Consider the following 20,942-nt stretch of genomic DNA (forward strand, 5'->3'; position numbering starts at 1 on the left):
CCAGCTCGACCGCCCGCCGCGCGGCGGGGGCTCAGCCCCGCCGGAGCGCGGTGTCGAGGGCGGTCTCGCGCGGTCCGGGGAAGACGGGGGCGGAGTCGAGGACCACCGAGTCGAGGAGACCCTTCGCCGAGGCGAGGAACTCGCGGGAGGCGTAGAGGTAGGTGGAGGCCCACCGCCTGGCCGAGTCGTCGCCGACGCCGAAGGCGTCCAGGCCCGCCGTACGGCACAGCGTGACGGCCCTGGGCAGGTGGAAGACCTGGGTGACCACGGTCAGCCGGGTGGCCCCGAACACGTCGCGGGCCCGTACGCACGAGTCCCAGGTGTCGAAGCCGGCGTAGTCCAGGACGAGCGCGCCGGCGGGGACACGGCGGGCGAGCAGGTAGTCGCGCATCACGGTGGGCTCGTCGTAGTCGGCCCGGCTGTTGTCACCCGACAGCAGGATCGCCTTCACCCGGCCCGCCCGGTACAGCTCGGCGGCGATGTCCAGCCGCCGGGCCAGCATGGGGGAGGGGGTGTTCCGCCAGGCCCCGGCCCCCAGGACCAGCGCCACCGGCGCCGGGGGGACCTCGCGCACCCAGCCGGGGGAGGAGTCGGCGACCGCCCGGTGCCCGGAACTGGCCAGCCAGGCCCACGTCAGCGGGGCGATCGCGAGCACGCTCAACAGCACGGCTCCCTGGTAGGAGCGCCGGAGGACTCTACGTGACAGCGGCATCGGATCATTGTCCCGGCTGCGCGGGGCGCGGTCGAGCCCGCCCGGCCGCGCGGCGGGCGGGGTACGGCTAGGCGGCGACGGAGTCGCGGATGTCCCGGCGGCCGGCCGGGGCGCCCAGCGGGCCCCGTGACCGCAGGGCGTACACCGTCCGCAGCGCGCCGATCCACACCAGGGTCGCGCCGAACACGTGCAGGCCGACCAGGAAGGCGGGCACGGCCAGGAAGTACTGGACGTAGCCGATGACCCCCTGGGCCAGCTCCACGGCCAGCAGTGTCAGCGCCGCCCGCCGCGCGGCGGCGGGCGCGTCGGTCACGTGCAGCGCGAACAGCAGGGCGAAGGTGAGCCCGACCACGACGTAGACGACGTCGGCGTGGATCCTGGCCACGGTCTCGATGTCGAAGGGGAAGCGGGAGGCCATCTCGTCCCCGGAGTGCGGTCCGGTGCCGGTCACCACCACGCCCACGACGAGCAGCACGGCCACCGCGGCGATGAGCGCGTAGCCGAGCGTGCGGATGTCGCGGTGGACCACCCGCTCCGGCGCGGCGTCGCCCTCCTTGGCACGGGCGTAGAGGGCGAAGGAGGCGGCGATCAGGCCGATGGAGATCAGGAAGTGCACGCTCACGGTGATCGGGTTGAGCACGCTGCGCACGACCAGGCCGCCCCAGAGCGCCTGCGCGGCCACGCCGATCGGCTGCAGCCAGGCCAGGCGGACCAGGTCACGGCGGCGCGGCAGCAGCCTCAGCGCGGCGACCAGGCAGGCCAGGCCGATGGCCAGGACCAGGAAGGTCAGCAGCCGGTTGCCGAACTCGACGGCCATGTTGATCGGCGAGATCTCGCCGTGGGCGGTCGGGAGCAGGCTGTCGGGGGTGCACCTGGGCCAGGTCGGGCAGCCCAGCCCCGACTTGGAGACCCGGACCGCCGCGCCGGTCACGGTGATGCCCGCGTTGGCGGCCACCGCGGCCCACGCCCAGCGCCGCAGGGTGACGGGCGTCGGGGACCACAGGGTCTGCGACAGGTTCACGGCATGCCGACGGGCCTGGTCAAGGAGGTGCTTCACGGCTCACATGTTAGGCGGCGGTGGTGGCGGTCCCGTCGCTGGCCCATCCGCCTGACCCATGATGATCTGTCGGTGTACGCCCGGCTTTGCCCCATAGGTCGCCGGGTATGGGAGGGCTGAACTGGAGGGACGGGGGCGGGGCCCGATTGATCTGGTTAACAGTATGTGACATAGTACTGCTGGATCAAGTCGCGGGGAGCGAGGTGAGTCATGCCGGATGTGGTGGTGATCGGCGCCGGAGTCGTCGGAGCCGCGTGCGCGTACTACGCGGCCCGGGCCGGGCTGGACGTGGTCGTCGTCGACCGCGGGCCGGTGGCGGGCGGCACGACCGGCGCGGGGGAGGGGAACGTCCTGGTCTCCGACAAGGAGCCGGGCCCCGAGCTGGACCTCGCCCTGCTCTCCAACGGCCTCTGGCGCGAGCTGGCCGAGCCCGGCGGGTTCGAGTTCGAGCCCAAGGGCGGGCTGGTGGTCGCCGAGACCGGCGCGGTGCTGGAGGCGCTGACCGGCCTGGCGGCCAAGCAGGCGGTCGAACACGTGGTGGTCGCCCCCGAGGCGCTCAACGACTACGAGCCCCATCTGGCGGAGGGCTTCGCCGGAGGGGTCTTCTACCCGCAGGACGCCCAGGTCCAGCCCATGCTGGCGGCGGCCAGGCTGATCCGGCGGGGTGCCGAGCTGTTCGGCGGTGGCACCCTGATGCTGCGCACCGGTGTCACGGTCACCGGCTTCCTGCGCGCGGGCGACCGGATCACCGGCGTCACGACCGACCACGGCGACATCCTCGCCGGAGCCGTCGTCAACGCCGCCGGGACCTGGGGCGGCGAGGTGGCCGCGCTGGCCGGGGTGCACGTCCCGGTCCTGCCCCGGCGCGGCTTCATCCTGGTCACCGAGCCGCTCGAGAAGCCGCTGGTCAGGCATAAGGTCTACACCGCCGCCTACGTCACCAACGTGGCCAGCGACTCGGAGGGCCTGGAGACCTCCGCCGTCGTGGAGGGGACCCCGTCGGGGCCGGTGCTCATCGGCGCCAGCCGCGAGCGCGTCGGCTTCGACCGCACGGTCTCCGTGCCGGTCCTGGAGCGCCTCGCCCGCCAGGCCGTCGAGCTGTTCCCGGCGCTGGCCGAGCGCAGGGCGATACGGGCCTACTGCGGCTTCCGGCCCTACTGCCCCGACCACCTGCCGGTGATCGGCGAGGACCCCCGGGCTCCGGGGCTCCACCACGCCTGCGGCCACGAGGGCGCGGGCATCGGCCTGGCCCCCGCCACCGGCCACCTGATCGCCCAGACGCTGACCGGCCTCCGCCCCGACCTGGACCTCACCCCCTTCCGCCCGGACCGCTTCAAGGAGGAACGCGCATGAAGCAGCCGTACGGTCTCGTGCGGGCGCGGCCCGAGCCGGAGTTCGAGATCAGCGTGGACGGCGCCCCCGTCCCGGTGGTCCCCGGCCAGACCATCGGCGCCGCCCTGCACGGCGCGGGCATCCGGGCCTGGCGCACCACCAGGATCGGCGGCCGCCCCCGCGGGCTGTTCTGCGGCATCGGCGTCTGCTTCGACTGCCTGGTCACGGTCAACGGCGTGCCGTCCCTGCGGGCCTGCCTGACCGAGGCCCGGCCCGGAGACCTGGTGAGCACCCGTCCGGACGACGGCCCGGGCGAGCGGCCCGGCGACGGCACGGAGACGGTGGGGGAGCGGTGAGCCACGTCCACGACCTCGCCGTCATCGGCGCGGGCCCGGCCGGGGTGGCCGGCGCGCTCACCGCCTCCCTCGCCGGGCTGGACGTCGTGCTGATCGACGCGGCGCCCAGACCGGGCGGCCAGTACTTCCGGCACCTGCCGGAGGGTTTCAACGCCGGGGCGCCCGGGGCTCTCCACCACGGCCTGGACAGGTTCACCCGGCAGTGGGAGACGCTCCGCGGACGCGCCGAGACGCTGCTCGGCCACCGGGTCTGGGCGCTGGAGCGCGCCGAGGCGACGGTCACCGTACGGTGCCTGGAGGGCGACCGCGAGGAGCGGCCCCGCACGGTCACCGCGCGCAGGCTGCTGATCGCCACCGGCGCCCACGACCGGCCCCTGCCCTTCCCCGGCTGGGACCTGCCCGGCGTGCTGACCGCGGGCGGGGCGCAGGCCCTGCTCAAGGGCAACCTCGTCGTCGCGGGCCGGAAGGTCGTCGTCGCCGGGACCGGCCCCTTCCTGCTCCCGGTCGCGGCCGGTCTGGCCGAGGCCGGCGCGGACGTGCGCGGCGTCTACGAGGCCAACGGCCGGCTCGGGCTGGCCCGGCACCCGCTGCTGGCCGCGGGCAAGGCCGGCGAGGCCCTCGGGTACGGCGTCAGCCTGGCCCGCCACCTGGTGCCCTACCACGGCCGCCAGGCGGTGATCGCGGCGCATGGCGAGGACGCGCTGACCCACGTCACCGTGGCGAAACTGGACTCCGCCTGGCGGCCGGTCTCGACGAGGACCGTCGAGTGCGACACCCTCGCCTACGGCTACGGCTTCGTCCCCCAGCTCGAACTGGCGGTCCAGCTCGGCTGCGCGACCCGCGCCGACGTGGACGGCAGCCCCGTCGTGACCGTGGACGGGGGCCTGCGCACCAGCGTGCCCGGCGTCTACGCGGCAGGGGAGTCCACCGGCGTCGGCGGCGCCGTGCTGGCCGAGGTCGAGGGGCGTATCGCGGGCCGCAGCGCCGCCGCGGACCTGGGCCGCCGCGTCCCGCCCCAGCCGGGCCTGTCCCGGCGCAGGGACCGCCTGGCCGCCTTCGCGCGGGCACTGCTGGAGGCATATCCGGTACGGCCCGGCTGGCAGGGGTGGCTCCGCGACGACACGCTGGTCTGCCGCTGCGAGGAGGTGCCCCTGTCGGCCGTGCGCCAGGCCCAGGACCTGGGCGCCACCGACGCGCGCTCCGTCAAACTGCTGGCCCGCCCCGGTATGGGCTGGTGCCAGGGCCGCATGTGCGGCTATGCCGTGGCATGCCTCGCCGGCGAGGCGCCCACGGCCCCCCGGCGCCCGATCGCCCAGCCCGTCCGGCTCGGCGACCTCGCCGCGCCGACCCGAACCCCCTTGGAAGGATGATCTGTGATGACGACCCGCGTGAAACCCTGGCACGGCGTGATGGTGGCCACCGCGCTGCCCCTCGGCGAGGACCTCTCGGCCGACTTCGACGGCTACGCCGAGCACTGCCGGTGGCTGGTCGCCGGCGGCTGCGACGGTGTGGTGCCCAACGGCTCGCTGGGCGAGTACCAGACGCTGACGCCCGAGGAGCGGGCCAAGGTCGTGGAGACCGCGGTCGCCGCGGTCGGCGGCGACCGGGTCATGCCGGGGATCGCCGCCTACGGGGCGGCCGAGGCCCGCCGCTGGGCCGAGCAGGCCCGCGACGCCGGATGCCAGGCGGTGATGCTGCTCCCGCCGAACGCCTACCGGGCCGACGAGCGGACCGTGGTGGAGCACTACCGCGAGGTGGCCAAGGCGGGCGTGCCGGTGGTGGCCTACAACAACCCCTACGACACCAAGGTCGACCTCACCCCCGAGCTGCTGGCCCGGCTGCACGCCGAGGGCCTCATCGTGGCGGTCAAGGAGTTCACCGGCGACGTCCGCCGGGCCTACGAGATCGCCGAGCTGGCCCCGGGCCTGGACCTGCTGATCGGCTCCGACGACGTGCTGCTGGAGCTGGCCCTGGCCGGCGCGGTCGGCTGGGTGGCCGGCTACCCCAACGCGCTGCCCGAGTCGTGCGTGGCCCTGTACCGGGCGGCCCTGGCCGGGGACCTGACCACCGCGCTCCCGCTCTACCGCGCGCTGCACCCGCTGCTGCGCTGGGACTCCAAGACCGTGTTCGTGCAGGCCATCAAGCTCTCCATGGACCTGGCCGGGCGCAGGGGCGGCCCGTGCCGCCCGCCGCGGCTGCCGCTGGTGCCGGAGGAGGAGGCCGCGGTCCGCGCCGCCACCGAGAAGGTCCTGGCCGAGGGTCTGCGGTAGGCGCCCGGCGGCCGGCCGTCTTCATCCCGCAGGGGGCGCACCGCTGGGTGCGCCCCGCCACGGGTTCGAAAGGTAGTGCACCCCCCGTAAAAAGGGAGTGCACCCCCCGTAAGGAGTATCAATGAGGACGAAACGGGTCTTCCATGCGGTGGACTCCCACACCGAGGGCATGCCCACCCGGGTGATCACCGGAGGGGTCGGGGTCATCCCCGGCTCGACCATGGCCGAGCGCCGCGAACACTTCCTGGCCGAGATGGACCACATCCGGACCCTGCTCATGTACGAGCCGCGCGGCCACTCGGCGATGAGCGGGGCCATCCTGCAGCCGCCCACCCGGCCCGACGCCGACTACGGCGTGCTCTACATCGAGGTCTCCGGCTGCCTGCCGATGTGCGGTCACGGCACCATCGGCGTGGCCACCGTCCTGGTGGAGACCGGGATGGTCGAGGTCGTCGAGCCGGTCACCACCATCCGGCTGGACACCCCGGCCGGGCTGGTCGTCGCCGAGGTGCGGGTCGAGGACGGCGCCGCCACCGCGGTGACCATCACCAACGTCCCCTCCTTCAGCGTCGGCCTGGACCGCACGGTCAAGGTGCCCGGCATCGGCCAGGTCACCTACGACCTGGCCTACGGCGGCAACTACTACGCGATCCTGCCGATCGAGGCGGTCGGCCTGCCCTTCGAGCGCTCGCGCAAGCAGGAGATCCTCGACGCGGGCCTGGCCGTCATGGACGCGATCAACGAGCAGGACGAGCCCGTCCACCCGCTGGACGCGGGCATCCGCGGCTGCCACCACGTGCAGTTCACCGCCCCCGGGTCCGACGCCCGGCACTCGCGGCACGCGATGGCCATCCATCCCGGCTGGTTCGACCGCTCGCCCTGCGGCACCGGCACCAGTGCCCGGATGGCCCAGCTCCACGCCCGGGGCGAGCTGGCCCTCGGCGCCGACTTCGTGAACGAGTCGTTCATCGGCACCCGGTTCGTCGGGCGGCTCGTCCAGGAGACGGAGGTCGCCGGTCTGCCCGCGGTGGTTCCGACCATCACCGGGCGGGCATGGGTAACCGGCACCGCTCAATACTTCCTCGACCCCCGTGACCCGTTCCCCGAAGGTTTCCTGCTTTGACAAACGTGATCAGTCTGATCGAGAGCCGTTCTCCGCACGCCCCGGCCGACATCGTCGCGTCCTTCCCCGCGGCGGGGGAGGCGGGTGTCCAGGCCGCCGTGCGGCTGGCGCAGGCCGTACAGCACGACTGGGCCTCCAGGAACGCCGCCGCGCGGGCCGCGGCGCTGGCCAGGGCCGCCGACGCATTGGAGGGGGCGGCCGACGAGCTGGCCGCCCTGGTGGTCCGCGAGGTCGGCAAGCCGATCACCGAGGCGCGCGGCGAGGTCGCCCGCTCGGTGTCGATCCTGCGCTACTACTCCCAGCAGGTGTTCGATCCCGCCGGCGCGCTCCACGAGCCGTCGGGCGCCGGGCTGCTGTTCACCCGGCGGCGGCCGCTCGGCGTCGCCGGGCTGATCACGCCGTGGAACTTCCCGCTGGCCATCCCGCTGTGGAAGGCCGCGCCCGCGCTGGCGTTCGGCAACACGGTCGTGCTCAAGCCCGCCCCGCAGGCGCTGGCGTGCGCGCTGCGCCTGGCCGAGCTGCTGGACCTCAACGAGTTCCAGGTCGTGCCCGGCGACGCGGAGGAGGGCGCCGCGCTGGTGGAGGCCGCCGACGTGGTCTCCTTCACCGGATCGGCCTCCGTGGGCGCCCTGGTCCGCCAGGCGGCCGTACGGCGCGGCGTGCCGGTCCAGGCCGAGATGGGCGGGCAGAACGCCAGCATCGTGCTGCCGGACGCCAACCTGGAGGCCGCGGCCGCCCAGATCGCGGCGGCGGCGATGGGCTTCGCCGGGCAGAAGTGCACGGCCACCAAGCGGATCATCACGGTCGGCAACGGTGAGGAGGTCCGCGAGGCCGTGCTCGCGGCCGTGGCCAAGCTCGGGTTCGGCGACCCGTCCGACCCCGGCACCGCCGTCGGCCCGCTGATCGACGAGGCGGCCCGCGACCGGGTCGTGGACGCGGCGGCGGACGCGGTCGCCGCCGGCGGCCGCGTCCTCACCGGCGGCCGGGCCGTGCACAGCCTCCAGGAGGGCGGGCTCGGCGGCTGGTACGTGGAGCCGACGGTCGTGGACGGCCTGCCCGCCGACCACCGGCTCGCCTGCGAGGAGGTCTTCGGGCCGATCTGCGTGGTCCAGGACGCGGCCTCGGTGGACGAGGCGGTGGCGCTGGCCAACGGCGTCCGCTACGGCCTGGCCTCGGCCGTCTACACCAGCGACCTGGACCGGGCCCTGGACCTCAGCGCCCGGCTGGACACCGGCCTGGTCAAGGTGAACGCCCCGACCAGCGGGGTGGACTTCTACCTGCCGTTCGGCGGGGAGAAGGACTCCAGCTACGGCGGCCGGGAGCAGGGCAAGGCGGCTCAGGAGTTCTACACCTCGACCCACACGATCACCATCAGCCCGGCGGGCTGAGGCACGCCGTACGTCAAGGGGCACCCCCGGCCGGGGGTGCCCCTTGACGTATCCGCACCTTAGGCAAAGAAAAGGTGTGCGAAGGTTAACGGTCTTGTTTCGGGCCTTGACGTGAACATTGCCCACCTAATGCAATGTCACATATCATTAGCTGTGAGGAGCCGCAGATGCGTGCCATCCCCCTGAAGTCCTTCACTTCGCTGGCCGTTGTCGGCCTCCTGGTCACCGGATGTGGCCAGGGACTGCTCGGCGGCGGTGACGGTGGCGACACGGCCGCCAAGGCAGACGACCCGATCGTCCTCGGCATGCTGATCCCCCAGTCGGGCAGCGAGGCCGCGATCGGTCCCTATATGAGCAACGCCGCCCAGCTCGCACTCGACGAGATCAACGCCAAGGGCGGGGTCCTCGGGCGCAAGCTGGAGCTGAAGACCGCCGACGACGCCTGCGACGCCCAGTCCGCGGCGGCCGGAGCCAACAAGCTGGTCACCGAGGGTGTGGACATCTCGGTCGGAGGATACTGCTCCGGCGCGACCCTGCCTACCCTGCCCATCTTCGGCAAGGCTAACATCCCGATGATCATTCCGGCGGCCAACTCCCAGGAACTGGTCGACCAGAAGCTCAAGCACGTCTTCCTGATCAACGGCACCGGTTCCCAGCAGGCCGGTGCGGCCGACAAGTGGATCGCCAAGCAGGGCGCCAAGAGCGTCGTGCTGATGCACGACAACACCAGCTACTCCAAGGACATCGCGCTGCGCACCAAGTCGCTGCTCGACGCCCCCGGCGGTGCCGAGTCCGTGCTCGTGGAGACGGTGACGCCCAAGGAGAGCGACTACAGCGCCAACGTCACCAACGTGCTGGCCAAGAAGCCCGACTTCGTCTACTGGACCGGCTACTTCCAGGAGGGCGGCCTGATCGCCCGCCAGCTCCGCCAGGCCGGCTACAAGGGCTCCATCATGGTCGGCGACGGTTCGGTCTCGCCCAAGCTGATCGAGATCGCCGGCGCCGAGGCCGCCGAGGGCGTCTACGCCACGATGACCCAGACCCCCGACACGCTGGAAGGCGCCGAGGGCTGGATCTCGGCCTACAAGAAGAAGTACGACACCGAGCCGGGCCCCTACTCCAACCAGGCCTACGACGCGGTGCGGCTGGCCGCCGAGGCGGTCACCAAGGCGGGCGGCACCGACGGCGCCAAGGTCATCGCCGCCCTGGAGGGGATGGACGGGTTCTCGATGTTCTCCGGGCCGCTGAAGTTCACCCCCGAGCACACCCTGTCCAGCGGCGGCTTCCAGGTCCTCGTCGTCAAGGGTGACAAGTTCGCCCTGCAGGACTCCCTCAAATGACACAGCTCGTCTGGAACGGCCTGTTCGTCGGGTCGTTCTACGCTCTGGTCGCGCTGGGCTACAGCATGGTCTACGGGATCATCAAACTGCTCAACTTCGCCCACGGCGACCTGTACATGCTCGGCGCGTTCATCGGCTTCGCCGTCCTCGGCGCGGTCGGTGGCGTGTCCTCCTCGATGGCGCTGCCCCTGCTGCTGGCGGTGCTCCTGGCCACCATGGTCTTCACCGGCCTGGCCGGGGTGGCGCTGGAGCGGATCGCCTACCGGCCGCTGCGCCGCGCGCCCCGGCTGTCGCTGCTCATCACCGCGGTCGGCGCCTCCTTCGCCCTGGAGTACGGCATGCGTGCCGCCGCCGGAGCCGACCCGAGGGTCTACCCGGTCCGCCTGGGCGGCACCTCGATGGAGGTGCTGGGCGCCCGGCTGACCCTCCAGCAGCTCGTGCTGATCGGCGTGGCCGTGGTCCTCATGATCGGGCTCAACCTGCTGATCACCCGGACCCGCGAGGGCCGGGCCATGCGGGCCATCGCGCTCGACCCGCGCACCAGCTCGCTGATGGGCATCGACGTCAACGCGGTGATCTCCCGGACCTTCTTCCTGGGCTCGGCCCTGGCCGGGGCCGCCGGGGTGATGGCGGGCGCCTACTACGGGAAGATCGACTTCCTGATGGGCTTCCTGATCGGGCTCAAGGCCTTCACCGCCGCGGTCATCGGCGGGATCGGCAACATCCCCGGCACCATGCTCGGCGGCCTGCTGCTCGGGCTGCTGGAGTCGTTCGGCACGTTCTGGCTGGGCGGCGAGTGGCGCGACGTGTTCACCTTCGGCGTGCTGATCCTGTTCCTGACCGTGCGGCCCACCGGCCTGCTCGGCGAACGTGTGACGGAGCGCGTATGACCGGCACGACGACGAAGACCCGACGGCTGGGCACCGACAAGCCCCCGACCCGGGCGTCGAAGCTGCTGCAGAACCGGTGGGCCGGGCTCGGCGGGCTGCTGATCGCGCTGCTCGCGCCGTTCGTCGACGCCACGCCGTACGCGCTGTCGGTCATGACCACCGCGGCCATCTTCGTGATGCTCGCCTCCGGCCTCAACATCGTGGTGGGCTACTGCGGCCTGCTCGACCTCGGCTACGTGGCCTTCTTCGCGGTCGGCGCCTACACCAGCGGGGTGCTGTCCACCCGCCTGGACCTGCCGCTGCTGGTCACCGTGCCCGCCGTCATCGTGGTCACGGTCATCGCCGGGATCATCATCGGCGCGCCGACCCTGCGGCTGCGCAGCGACTACCTCGCCATCGTGACCCTCGGCTTCGGTGAGATCATCCGGATCACCGCCAACAACCTGGACGTCACCGGCGGCCCCTCGGGCATCTACGGCATCCCGTCCCTGACCGACAGCCCGGTGGCGTTCTACTACGTGACCGTGGTGATCGTCTCCCTGGCCGTCCTCGGCGCGGCCCGGCTGGGCCGCTCCCGCATCGGCAGGGCCTGGCGCTTCGTCCGCGAGGACGAGGACGCCGCCGAGGCCATGGGCGTCAACACCTACCGCGTCAAGCTCGCCGCCTACATCGCGGGAGCCGTCTGGGGCGGTCTGGCGGGGGTCCTGTCCGCCGCCCAGCTGTCGGCGATCTCTCCCAACAGCTTCACCTTCCTTTCGTCCGCGCTGGTCCTGATGGCCGTCGTCCTCGGCGGCATGGGCTCGATCCCCGGCGTCGTCATCGGCGCCGTCGTGATCAGCCTCCTGCCGGAATTCCTCCGCGACCTCGCCGACTACCGGTTCTTCCTGTTCGGCGTCCTCCTCATCATCGTCATGCTCCTGCGCCCGCAGGGGTTGTGGCCCGCCCGTTCCAAGGAGGTCTCGTGAGCCTGCTGACCGTGGAGGATCTGCGCCTGTCCTTCGGCGGGCTGGTGGCCATCGACGGGCTCACGTTCTCGGTGGGCGAGGCGGAGATCGTCTCCGTCATCGGGCCCAACGGCGCGGGCAAGACATCGGCCTTCAACTGCGTCACCGGCTTCTACCGTCCCACCTCGGGCCGGATCACCCTGCGGGACAAGAGCCTGCGGGGACTGAAGCCGTCGGCGATCGCGGGGCTCGGCATCGCGCGGACGTTCCAGAACCTGCGACTGTTCGGCGAACTGTCGGTCCTGGACAACGTGCGCGCCGGATCCCACCTGTGGCTCAAGCAGAGCGTCTTCGACGCCCTGCTGCACACCCCCCGCTACCGCCGCTCCGAACGCGAGTGCACCGAGCAGGCCCACCACTGGCTGGACTTCGTCGGCCTGCGCGGCGACCGCTACAGCGAGGCGCGCAACCTCCCCTACGGCGAGCAGCGGCTGGCGGAGATCGCCAGGGCCCTGGCCCGCCGCCCCGACCTGCTCCTGCTGGACGAGCCCGCCGCCGGGCTCAACCACGGCGAGAAGGCCGAGATGCTCGACCTGATCCGCCGGATCCAGGCGCTGGGCGTGGCCATCGTGCTCATCGAACACGACATGGGCCTGGTCATGGAGGTCTCCGAACGCGTGGTCGTGCTCAACTTCGGCAAGGAGATCGCCGACGGCCGCCCCGAGGACGTCCGCCGGGACCCGGCCGTCATCGAGGCCTATCTCGGGAGTGACGCCCATGCTTGAGATCAACGGACTGGACGTCCACTACGGCGGGGTGCACGCCCTGCGCGGCCTGTCCCTGACCATCTCGCCGGGGGAGATCGTCGCCCTGCTGGGCAACAACGGCGCGGGCAAGACCACCACGCTGTCGGCGGTCTCCGGCCTGGTGCGCCCCACCGCCGGAAAGGTCGTCTTCGACGGGCGCGAGGTCACCCGGGAGAAGCCCCACAAGATCGCCGCGCGTGGCCTGGTGCACGTCCCCGAGGGCCGCAGGGTCTTCAGCACCCTCACCGTGCACGAGAACCTGCAGCTCGGCGGTTACCTGGTCCGTGACCAGGCGGAGATCCGCAAGCGGATCGAGCGCGTCTACGGGCTGCTGCCCCGGCTGGCCGAGCGGCGCGCCCAGCAGGGCGGCACGCTGTCCGGCGGCGAGCAGCAGATGCTCGCCATCGGCCGGGCGCTGGTCACCGGCCCCAGGCTGCTGCTGCTGGACGAGCCCTCCATGGGCCTGGCCCCGCTGGTGGTCGCCTCGGTGATGGAGCTGATCGCCGACATCAACGCCGAGGGCACCTCGGTGCTGCTGGTCGAGCAGAACGCCACCGCCGCGCTAAAGATCGCCCATCGGGGCTACGTGATCGAGAACGGCGAGTGCGTGCTGGACGGCCCCGCGGCCGAACTGCGCGAGGACGCCCGGGTGGTCGAGGCATATCTCGGCGGGGTCTGACAGGACGGAAGAGATGATTCACACGATCGACTACCACACCGGCGGCGAGCCGTTCCGGATCGTCACCGCCGGGGTGCCCGACATCCCCGGCGGCACGGTGCTGGAGCGCCGCCAGGCGGCGGGCGCCCCGGACATCGACGGCGTGCGGCGGCTGCTCTGCCACGAGCCGCGCGGGCACGCCGACATGTACGGCTGCTTCCTCGTCCCGCCGGACGACGCCGGGGCCGACCTCGGCGTGCTGTTCTGGCACAAGGACGGCTACTCCACCGCCTGCGGCCACGGCACCATCGCGCTCGGGGTCTACGCCGTCGACAGCGGCCTGGTCAAGGCCGATCCGGAGGGGGAGACCGACGTCGTCGTCGACGTCCCCTCCGGCCGGGTGACGGCCCGGGTCCGCTGCGCGGCGGGCAGGATCGAGGCCGTCACCTTCCGGAACGTGCCGTCCTACGTGCTCGCGCGGGACGTCGAGCTGGGCCCGCCGTCCGGGACCGGCCCGGCCCCGGCGGCCACCGGCCCGGACGCGCCGGGCCGTACCGGCCCCTCCTCCGAGGGCGCCGGTCCCGTTCCGCACCCCGGGACCGGCCCGGAGCGGCTCGCCGGGGTCAAGGTCGACATCTCCTACGGCGGAGCCATCTACGCCTCGGTCCCGGCCGCGGCGTTCGGGCTGAGCGTGGCGCCCGAGCACCTCACCGAGCTGATCGCGCTCGGCCGGGCGGTGAAGGCCGCCCTGGCCGGTCACCCCTCCTCCCGGCACCCCGCCGACGACCGGCTCTCCGGGATCTACGGCGTCATCTTCTACGACGACCTGGGCCCCGGCCACCAGCGCAACGTCACGGTCTTCGCCGACGGCGAGGTGGACCGCTCGCCCTGCGGCTCGGGCACGGCCGCCCGGCTGGCCCTGCTGCACGCCGACGGCTTCACCGGCACCCTGACCCACGACAGCATCGTGGGGACCTCCTTCCGCGCCTGGGTGGCCGAGGTGACCGAGGAGGGGGTCGTCCCCGAGGTGGAGGGCATGGCCTACCGCACCGGGGAGCACAGTTTCAGCCTGGACCCGCGCGACCCCGTCGGCACCGGGTTCACCCTCCGGTGAGCGCGCCGCCCTACCTGGACGGGGAGACCCTGCGCGGACTGGTGCCGATGGCGCGGGCCGTACAGGTGCTCCAGGACGCGCTGAGCGCCGGGCTCGACCCCGAGGAGACCCCGCGCCGGCCCGTCGTGGAGGTCCCCGCCGGGCAGCTGCTGCTGATGCCCGCGGCGTGGGGCCGCTACGCGGGGATCAAGATCGCCGGGGTCGTGCCCGGCAACCCCTCGCGCGGGCTGCCGCGGATCCAGGGCACCTACCTGCTCATGGACGGGGAGAGTCTGGCCCCGCTGGCCGTGCTGGACGGCGTCGCGCTCACCTCGCTGCGCACCCCCGCGGTCTCCGCGCTGGCCGTACGGCATCTGGCCGAGCCGGACGCCTCGGAGATGACGGTCTTCGGCGCGGGGCCGCAGGCGTGGGGGCACGTGGCGGCGTTCCGCGCGGTCCGGCCGGTGCGGCGGGTGAGCGTGATCGCCAGGGACGCCGCGAAGGCGCGCGCCCTGGCCGACCGGTGCGCCGCCGAGGGCCTGCGGGCCGACACGGTGGCCGATCCCGGCCAGGCCGACCTGATCGCCTGCTGTACGACCGCCAGGACCCCCCTCTTCGACGGTAGGCTCATTCGGGAGGACGCGACCGTGGTCGCGGTCGGCTCCCACGAGCCGGACGCCCGGGAGATCGACGACGATCTCGTCGCGCGTGCCACAGTGGTCGTCGAAGCCCGCAGCGCCGCCCTCGCCGAAGCGGGAGACCTGATCATCCCCTTGCGGAACGGTACGATCACCATTGGTCACCTCGCCGGCAACCTCGGGGAGCTCGTCGCCGGCAACGTGCCCCGCGGCCCGGGGCCCCGGGTGTTCAAGAGCGTCGGCATGGCGTGGGAGGACCTGGTGGTGGCGGCCGCCGCCTACGAGGCGTGGATGCGAGTGAGATGAGAGGCGAGGGAATGGTCCCTTCGGCGGAGGACCGGCTCGACCTGCCGGTCGTGGGCGAGCGGCAGAGCCTGCGGGAGCAGGTGGCCCACGCGCTGCGGGCCGCCCTGATCACCGGTGAGATGCGGCCGGGAGTGGTCTACTCGGCGCCGGTGCTGGCCGCCCAGTTCGGGGTCTCCGCGACGCCGGTGCGCGAGGCGATGCTCGACCTGGCCAAGGAGGGCCTGGTCGAGGCGGTGCGCAACAAGGGCTTCCGGGTCACCGAGCTGTCCGACCGCGACCTGGACGAGCTCACCGAGATCCGCCAGCTCATCGAGGTGCCCACGGTGGCGCGGCTGGCCGACCGGGCCCGCGCCGAGAGCTTCGAGCCGCTCCGCCCGCTGGCCGAGCAGATCGTCGACGCGGCCGAGCGCGGCGACCTGCTCGCCTACGTCGACGCCGACATCCGCTTCCACGTGGAGCTGCTGGCGCTGGCGGGCAACGCCCACCTGGTGGACGTGGTGCGCGACCTGCGCAACCGGGCCCGCCTGTACGGCCTGTCGGCCCTCTACGCGCGCGGCGTCCTGGTCGACTCCGCCCGCGAGCACCTCGACCTGCTCGAGCTGCTCGCCGCGGGCGACACCGGCGGCTCCGAGCGGCTGATGCGCAACCACATCCAGCACGTGCGGGGGATCTGGGCCAGCAAGGCGGAGTAGTCCGCCCCCGGCGCCCGCTCCGGTGCCCGCCGTCCTCGCCGGGGCCGCCCGCGTCCCGGCGCCCGCCGTCCCCGCAGGTGGCCGGCCCGCGCCTCGGCGGGCCCGGCCTGCTTCGGCGGGCCCGGCCTGCTTCGGCGGGGCCGCCTCAGCGGGAACCGCGGGTGGCGCCCACGCTGGCGATGACCACGCAGCCGATGGCGGCCCACTCGCGCACCTGGAGCACCTCGCCCAGGACGAGCAGGCCGACCAGCGCGGCCACCGCCGGCTCCAGGCTCATCAGGATGCCGAACACCTGCTTCGGCATCCTGCGCAGGGCCTCCAGCTCGATCGAGTAGGGGATGACCGACGACAACAGGCCCACCCCCAGACCGATCAGCAGCAGCTCGGGCCGGAGCAGGTCGGCGCCGCCGGTGCCGATCCCCACGGGGGCGATCAGCAGGAACGACACGATCATCGCGAAGGAGAGCCCGGTCGTGCCGGGGAAGCGCTGACCGACGGCGGCCGACAGCAGGATGTAGCCCGCCCAGCAGACCGCCGCGACCAGCGCGAAGGCGATCCCGGCCCAGCTGATCCGCGACGCCGCCGTCCCCCAGGGGGCCAGCAGCACCACACCCGACCCGGCCAGCGCGACCCAGAGCAGGTCCAGCCGGCGGCGCGAGGCGGCCACCGCCACCCCGAGCGGGCCGAGGAACTCGATCGCCACCGCGATGCCCATCGGCAGCCGGGCCAGCGCCTCGTAGAACGACAGGTTCATCACGCCCAGCGTCACGCCGAACGCCACTCCCAGCCCGATGTCGACGCGGGTCAGCCCCTTCAGCCGGGGCCGGGCGACCACCCCCATGATGAGCGCGCCCATCGCGATCCGCAGGAACACCACCGCGCTCGGCGGCAGCTGGGAGAACAGGTCCTTGGCGAATCCCGCACCCACCTGGACCGACAGGATGGCCAGCAGCACCAGCCCGGACGGCGGGATGGCGTCGGAGGCGGCCCTCAGCAGCGCTCCCGGCCTGGGCAGTCCCGGCTTGTACGGCTCGGCCGGCCCGTGCAGGGCTTCGGCGGTCATGAGACTCCCTCGCGACAGGTGCCAAATAGTCTTTCACACCTTACCGAGTCGGAGGCCGTCTCTCCGAGTGGTGTCCGCGATGCGAGATCGGCCGGCGGGTGTAGAGCGCCACGGTCATGCCGGGCACCCGTCCCACATGCCATGCCCGGCCCAGGGCGAACCCCTCCCGGGCCAGCGCGCCGAGCCTGTCGCCGCCCGCGCCCACCGCCGCACCGGTGCCCCGCCAGAGCGCCCAGACCCGCTCCCGCCCGCCGAGGGCGGCGGTGACGTCGGCGTGCTCGGGGTAGTTGAAGGACTCCGGCAGGGGGGTGGCGCCCGCGAGCAGCACGTCGTCGGGCAGGCCCCGCCCACCGTAGCGGAGCATCCCCGCCCGTAGCCATGACCCCGCGTACACGATCGCGTCGCCGGGCCGGGCGTTGCCCGAGACGATCCGCGCGGCCCGGGGGAAGTTCTCCTGGTGGCCGTTCTCCTGACGGAGCCGCAGCTGCCCCGGCAGCCCCGCGACCAGGGCGCCCGCCAGGGCGAGCGCGGCGAGCGGGCGGGGCGCCGAGGCGAGCGCGAGGCCGGCCAGCAGCGCGTAGGCGGGCACCGTGGCGAACAGGTAGCGCTCGACGTAGACGGGGGAGAGCAGGTGGGACAGGCCGAACAGCAGGACGGGCGGCAGCAGGGCCCAACCGGCCAGCAGCGTGACCCAGAGCCGGGGGACGCGGTGCCGGCGCGGCAGGAGCAGCGCGGCCGAGGCCAGCGCCAGCAGGACGTAGCCCGCGAGCGCGGTGCCCCCGGCCGTCCTGGGCAGGGTCAGCAGGACCGCCGGTCCGGGCAGTTCGATCCAGCTGATCGCGTGCCGCTGACCGAGGCCGACCGCGGCCCAGACGGCCCCCGGCACGCATCCCAGGGCCGTGCAGGCCAGCGCCCTGGCCAGGACGGCCCGGCCGTACAGCGCCACGGCGAGCAGGTGGGCGGCGAGCACGAGAAGGGCGAGCACCTGTGTGCAGCCGAGCAGCGCGACGGCCGCGGCGTATCCCGGCCAGCCGCCGCGCCGCCCCGGCTCCCCGGCCGCGCGGTGCAGCGCCCAGGCGGCCAGCACCGCGGCGGCGGCCGCGAAGGCGTAGGGGCGGATGTTCTGCCCGTGGTAGGAGACCGACGGCAGCAGCCCGTAGACGGCGGCGGCCGTCACCCCGGCGGGCAGGGAGTGCAGGCGCCGCCCCAGGTCGGTGACGAGCGCCGCGGCCACACCCGTCGCGACCGCCGAGGGCAGCCGCAGCCACCACTCGGCCTGGCCGAGCCCCAGCCACAGGTGCATGAAGGCGTAGTAGGGCAGGAAGTGCCCGTCGATGTGCTGGGCCAGCTCCCACAGCCCCGCCGCGCTCCGCCGCGCCGCGCTGAGGGTGGCCAGTTCGTCGGAGGACTGGGAGGCAGCCGACGAGCCGGCGACGGCGACGACCGTCGCGGCGAGCCCCATGACCAGGCCCGGCCAGATCCGCCCCCGGTGTCGTGTCGCCGGCACGCGCGAGGACCGCACTCCGGTGATGATCACTAGGAGGATGCTAGAGGCTATTGATCATTTCAGGTGGGATGTCCGGGTAATGATTGCGCAGAAGATGCCAAAGGTTCCGGGATCATTCCCAGCGGAACGTCCGCGACGTGAGGAGGAGCGAGATCGCGGCCCACCCCGCCAGGATCGCCGCCGCGGCCACCGGCAGGCCGGAGCCCCCGGTCAGGACCGAGCGGAGCCCGCCGGCCAGGGCGGAGATCGGCAGCAGTTCGAGCACCGGCTGCACCGAGCCGGGGAACTTCGACAGAGGGAAGATCACACCGCCGCAGCCGAGCAGGACCAGGAAGACCAGGTTGGCCCCGGCGAGGGTAGCCTCGGCGCGGAGCGTGCCCGCCATCAGCAGGCCGAGCCCGCTGAAGGCGGCGGTGCCCAGCAGGACCAGCAGGAGCGCGGCCAGGGGAGAACCCGCGGGGCTCCAGCCCAGGGCGAGCGCCACCCCGCTGATGACGGCCACCTGGATGACCTCCACGGCGACCACCGCGAGCGTCTTGGCCAGCATCAGCCCGGTCCGCGACAGCGGGGTCGCGCCCAGCCGCTTCAGCACGCCGTAGCGGCGCTCGAAACCGGTCGCGATGGCCTGCCCGGTGAAGGCCGTGGACATCACGGCCAGCGCGAGCACGCCGGGGGTGACGAAGTCGATCCGGGAGCCGCCGCCGACGTCGACCAGCGGCGCGGCCGAGAACCCCACGAGCAGCAGCACCGGGATGATCATCGTGAGCAGGAGCTGCTCGCCGTTGCGGAGCATCGCCCGGATCTCCGCCCCCGTCTGCGCCAGCACCATCCGGGGCAGCGGCGCGGCCCCCGGGGCGGGGGTCAGGTCCAGGGTCGTCACTGTGCTCTCCTGCGGTCTGGCTCGAGCCGTGCTCGGCGAAGGGTCATCGGAGCTCCCGGCCGGTCAGCTCCAGGAAGACGTCCTCCAGAGTGCGGCGCTCGATGCTGAGGTCGTCGGCGGTGACGCCCTCGGCGGCGCACCAGGCCGTCACGGTCGCCAGCAGCTCGGGGCCGACCTGCCCCTCGATGATGTAGTGCCCGGACGGCGACTCCTTGGCCGCGCTGCCGGAGGGCAGGGCGGTGAGCAGCTCGTCGAGGGTGAGCCCCGGCCGGGCGCGGAAGCGCAGCTGCCGCTCGGCGCCGGTGAGGGAGGACGGGGTGCCCTCGGCCACCACCTTGCCGTGGTCGATGATCACGACCTGGTCGGAGAGCTTCTCCGCCTCGTCCATGTGGTGGGTGGTGAGCACCACCGCGACCCCGCAGGCGCGCAGGTCGCCGACCAGCTCCCAGCACGCGTGCCGGGCCTGGGGGTCCAGCCCCGCGGTCGGCTCGTCGAGGAAGACCAGCTCGGGCCGGCCGATGACGGCCGCGGCCAGCGACACCCGCTGCTGCTGGCCGCCGGAGAGCCTGCGGTAGGGCGTGCGGGCGTGCTCGGTCAGCCCGAGCCGCTCCAGCAGCGCCGCCGGGTCCAGCGCGTTGGCGTGGAAGCGGGCCATCAGGCGCAGCCACTCCCCGCAGCGCATCGCCGGGGGCACGCCCCCGGCCTGGAGCATCACCCCGACCCTGGCCCGCAGCTCCGGGTGGGTGGGGGCCAGGCCGAGCACGTTCACGGTGCCGTCGTCGGCCCGGCGGAACCCCTCGCAGATCTCGATGGTAGAGGTCTTGCCCGCGCCGTTGGGCCCGAGGATCGCGGTGACCGCGCCACGGGCCGCGCTGAGGCTGAGGCCGTCGATCGCCGTCGTTCGGCCGTATCTCTTGACCAGATCGATGATCTCGACGGCTGGGGATTCCATGGCCACGAGTTTAGGGACTGTACCGGCCGGTCAGATCCCCGGACCGGCCCCTGGGAGCCCCCCATGCCCGGTAAAAGGCTTCGGGCGGATCCCGCCAAGGTCGCTGATCGGCCGCCAGGCGCCTCATGCCGCCCATGTAACGCTGAGTCCATACCGAATCACGACTTGAGGAGGTTCGGCGTGTCCGAACGGAGCGGCTGTGGATCCGGCGTCCCGTGCTGGGCCGAGCTGTCGAGTGGCGACGTCACCCTGTCGGTCAGGTTCTACCGGGAGATCTTCGGCTGGGAGGCGGTGTTCGACCCCCGCCCGGAGTCCGGCGGACGCGGGCGGTTCACGCTGGGAGGGAAGGCCGTCGCGGGGATCGGGCCGAGCCTCGGCGACGGCGCGCTCTCGGCCTGGAGCGTCCACCCCGCCGCCGAGCCCGGCGCCCTCGCCTGGAACGGGCCGGTCCCCCAGGACACCGCCGCGTGCGCGTCCTTCCACCCGGCCGTCTTCGGCTGGGAGGTCAGGGACGGCGGCGCCGCGGGCGCGCGCCACACCGAGTGGCAGGCGGCGGACGGGCACCGCGCCGAGTGGCAGGCGGATGGGCACCGTACGGAGTGGCAGGCGGTGGACGGGCACCGCACCGAGTGGGCGGTGGACGAGCACCGTACGGAGTGGGCGGTGGACGGGCACTCCGTCGCCGGGACGGCGCAGGCGGGCCCGTGGCCGCCGCCGGGCGCGCGGTCGCGCCGGCTGGCCTGCTTCGCGACCGCCGACGTCGAGGCCGCCGTGGCGAGGGCCGAAGAACTCGGCGCCACCGTGATCGTGCCCCGGACGCCGGCCCCCGGGGGACCGGCACTTCGACGCGCAGGTGATCGTGCCGCTGGCCGCCATCGCGGTGGGCACCTGCGGGCTGGCTCTCATCCTGTGCGGGCTGACTCTGGTGTTCAAGC

At 73.3% G+C, this 20,942-nt stretch carries 20 protein-coding genes and 2 pseudogenes; 16 read left to right on the plus strand and 6 right to left on the minus strand.

Features of this window, described 5'->3' with window-relative positions; genetic code table 11:
- Positions 1 to 31 precede the first annotated feature (31 nt).
- Positions 32 to 712 (minus strand): SanA/YdcF family protein, encoded by a 681-nt coding sequence (locus ACWDS7_RS31635; protein ID WP_451932238.1) that lies wholly within the window; start codon positions 710 to 712, stop codon positions 32 to 34.
- A gap of 67 nt (positions 713 to 779) precedes the next feature.
- Positions 780 to 1,769 carry a COX15/CtaA family protein gene (locus tag ACWDS7_RS31640; RefSeq protein ID WP_451932239.1) on the minus strand — a complete coding sequence of 330 codons (990 nt, stop codon included), beginning with the start codon at positions 1,767 to 1,769 and terminating at the stop codon, positions 780 to 782.
- A gap of 210 nt (positions 1,770 to 1,979) precedes the next feature.
- Between ACWDS7_RS31640 and ACWDS7_RS31645 the strand changes: the two genes are divergently transcribed.
- From ACWDS7_RS31645 to ACWDS7_RS31710, 14 genes are all read left to right on the plus strand, one after another.
- Positions 1,980 to 3,122 carry an NAD(P)/FAD-dependent oxidoreductase gene (locus ACWDS7_RS31645; protein ID WP_451932240.1) on the plus strand — a complete coding sequence of 381 codons (1,143 nt, stop codon included), beginning with the start codon at positions 1,980 to 1,982 and terminating at the stop codon, positions 3,120 to 3,122.
- A complete protein-coding gene (locus tag ACWDS7_RS31650) occupies positions 3,119 to 3,457 on the plus strand; it encodes a (2Fe-2S)-binding protein (protein WP_451932241.1) in 339 nt (112 codons plus the stop codon). Before ACWDS7_RS31645 ends, ACWDS7_RS31650 begins: the two co-directional genes overlap by 4 nt.
- A complete protein-coding gene (locus ACWDS7_RS31655) occupies positions 3,454 to 4,827 on the plus strand; it encodes an FAD/NAD(P)-dependent oxidoreductase (protein ID WP_306868864.1) in 1,374 nt (457 codons plus the stop codon). Before ACWDS7_RS31650 ends, ACWDS7_RS31655 begins: the two co-directional genes overlap by 4 nt.
- A 6-nt stretch (positions 4,828 to 4,833) precedes the next feature.
- Entirely contained in the window at positions 4,834 to 5,727 is an 894-nt protein-coding gene (locus tag ACWDS7_RS31660) for a dihydrodipicolinate synthase family protein (protein WP_306868866.1), read from the plus strand.
- Positions 5,728 to 5,848: 121 nt separating this feature from the next.
- Positions 5,849 to 6,850 (plus strand): proline racemase family protein, encoded by a 1,002-nt coding sequence (locus ACWDS7_RS31665; RefSeq protein WP_306868867.1) that lies wholly within the window; start codon positions 5,849 to 5,851, stop codon positions 6,848 to 6,850.
- Positions 6,851 to 6,855: 5 nt separating this feature from the next.
- The gene (locus tag ACWDS7_RS31670) at positions 6,856 to 8,238 is read left to right on the plus strand and encodes an aldehyde dehydrogenase family protein (protein ID WP_306875666.1); all 1,383 of its coding nucleotides are present in this window, start codon (positions 6,856 to 6,858) and stop codon (positions 8,236 to 8,238) included.
- A 167-nt stretch (positions 8,239 to 8,405) separates the two neighbouring features.
- Positions 8,406 to 9,578: a branched-chain amino acid ABC transporter substrate-binding protein gene (locus tag ACWDS7_RS31675; protein ID WP_306868869.1), complete on the plus strand. Its 1,173-nt coding sequence runs from the start codon at positions 8,406 to 8,408 to the stop codon at positions 9,576 to 9,578.
- Positions 9,575 to 10,468 (plus strand): branched-chain amino acid ABC transporter permease, encoded by an 894-nt coding sequence (locus ACWDS7_RS31680; protein ID WP_306868870.1) that lies wholly within the window; start codon positions 9,575 to 9,577, stop codon positions 10,466 to 10,468. The genes ACWDS7_RS31675 and ACWDS7_RS31680 overlap by 4 nt, the downstream gene beginning before the upstream one ends.
- A complete protein-coding gene (locus tag ACWDS7_RS31685) occupies positions 10,465 to 11,433 on the plus strand; it encodes a branched-chain amino acid ABC transporter permease (protein WP_306868871.1) in 969 nt (322 codons plus the stop codon). Before ACWDS7_RS31680 ends, ACWDS7_RS31685 begins: the two co-directional genes overlap by 4 nt.
- Positions 11,430 to 12,197: an ABC transporter ATP-binding protein gene (locus ACWDS7_RS31690; RefSeq protein ID WP_306868872.1), complete on the plus strand. Its 768-nt coding sequence runs from the start codon at positions 11,430 to 11,432 to the stop codon at positions 12,195 to 12,197. Before ACWDS7_RS31685 ends, ACWDS7_RS31690 begins: the two co-directional genes overlap by 4 nt.
- Positions 12,190 to 12,897 carry an ABC transporter ATP-binding protein gene (locus ACWDS7_RS31695; protein ID WP_370879720.1) on the plus strand — a complete coding sequence of 236 codons (708 nt, stop codon included), beginning with the start codon at positions 12,190 to 12,192 and terminating at the stop codon, positions 12,895 to 12,897. Before ACWDS7_RS31690 ends, ACWDS7_RS31695 begins: the two co-directional genes overlap by 8 nt.
- A 13-nt stretch (positions 12,898 to 12,910) precedes the next feature.
- Positions 12,911 to 13,990 (plus strand): proline racemase family protein, encoded by a 1,080-nt coding sequence (locus ACWDS7_RS31700; RefSeq protein WP_451932242.1) that lies wholly within the window; start codon positions 12,911 to 12,913, stop codon positions 13,988 to 13,990.
- Complete coding sequence (locus ACWDS7_RS31705) at positions 13,987 to 14,913, plus strand: ornithine cyclodeaminase family protein (RefSeq protein WP_451932243.1); 927 nt, start codon at positions 13,987 to 13,989, stop codon at positions 14,911 to 14,913. The genes ACWDS7_RS31700 and ACWDS7_RS31705 overlap by 4 nt, the downstream gene beginning before the upstream one ends.
- Positions 14,914 to 14,924: 11 nt before the next feature.
- A complete protein-coding gene (locus tag ACWDS7_RS31710) occupies positions 14,925 to 15,605 on the plus strand; it encodes a GntR family transcriptional regulator (protein ID WP_306868876.1) in 681 nt (226 codons plus the stop codon).
- A 145-nt stretch (positions 15,606 to 15,750) separates the two neighbouring features.
- Here ACWDS7_RS31710 and ACWDS7_RS31715 read toward each other — a convergent pair whose 3' ends face one another.
- On the minus strand, positions 15,751 to 16,668 hold the full coding sequence (locus ACWDS7_RS31715) for an EamA family transporter (protein ID WP_306868877.1): 918 nt from the start codon (positions 16,666 to 16,668) through the stop codon (positions 15,751 to 15,753).
- Between the two features lie 56 nt (positions 16,669 to 16,724).
- On the opposite strand from ACWDS7_RS31715, the pseudogene ACWDS7_RS31720 reads away from it, so the two are divergent.
- Positions 16,725 to 16,772, plus strand: a pseudogene (locus ACWDS7_RS31720) (hypothetical protein); the annotation flags it as partial.
- 806 nt (positions 16,773 to 17,578) lie between these two features.
- Here the strand turns inward: ACWDS7_RS31720 and ACWDS7_RS31725 are convergent.
- The 3 genes and pseudogenes from ACWDS7_RS31725 to ACWDS7_RS31735 all read right to left on the minus strand — a co-directional run.
- Positions 17,579 to 18,130, minus strand: a pseudogene (locus ACWDS7_RS31725) (glycosyltransferase family 39 protein); the annotation flags it as partial.
- A 157-nt stretch (positions 18,131 to 18,287) separates the two neighbouring features.
- Positions 18,288 to 19,055: an ABC transporter permease gene (locus tag ACWDS7_RS31730; RefSeq protein WP_370879721.1), complete on the minus strand. Its 768-nt coding sequence runs from the start codon at positions 19,053 to 19,055 to the stop codon at positions 18,288 to 18,290.
- A 43-nt stretch (positions 19,056 to 19,098) separates the two neighbouring features.
- Positions 19,099 to 20,007 carry an ABC transporter ATP-binding protein gene (locus ACWDS7_RS31735; protein WP_306868880.1) on the minus strand — a complete coding sequence of 303 codons (909 nt, stop codon included), beginning with the start codon at positions 20,005 to 20,007 and terminating at the stop codon, positions 19,099 to 19,101.
- Positions 20,008 to 20,187: 180 nt separating this feature from the next.
- Between ACWDS7_RS31735 and ACWDS7_RS31740 the strand changes: the two genes are divergently transcribed.
- A partial coding sequence (locus tag ACWDS7_RS31740) for a VOC family protein (RefSeq protein WP_451932244.1) occupies positions 20,188 to 20,942 on the plus strand: 755 nt, incomplete at its 3' end.

Source organism: Streptosporangium sp. NPDC003464, from assembly GCF_053588315.1.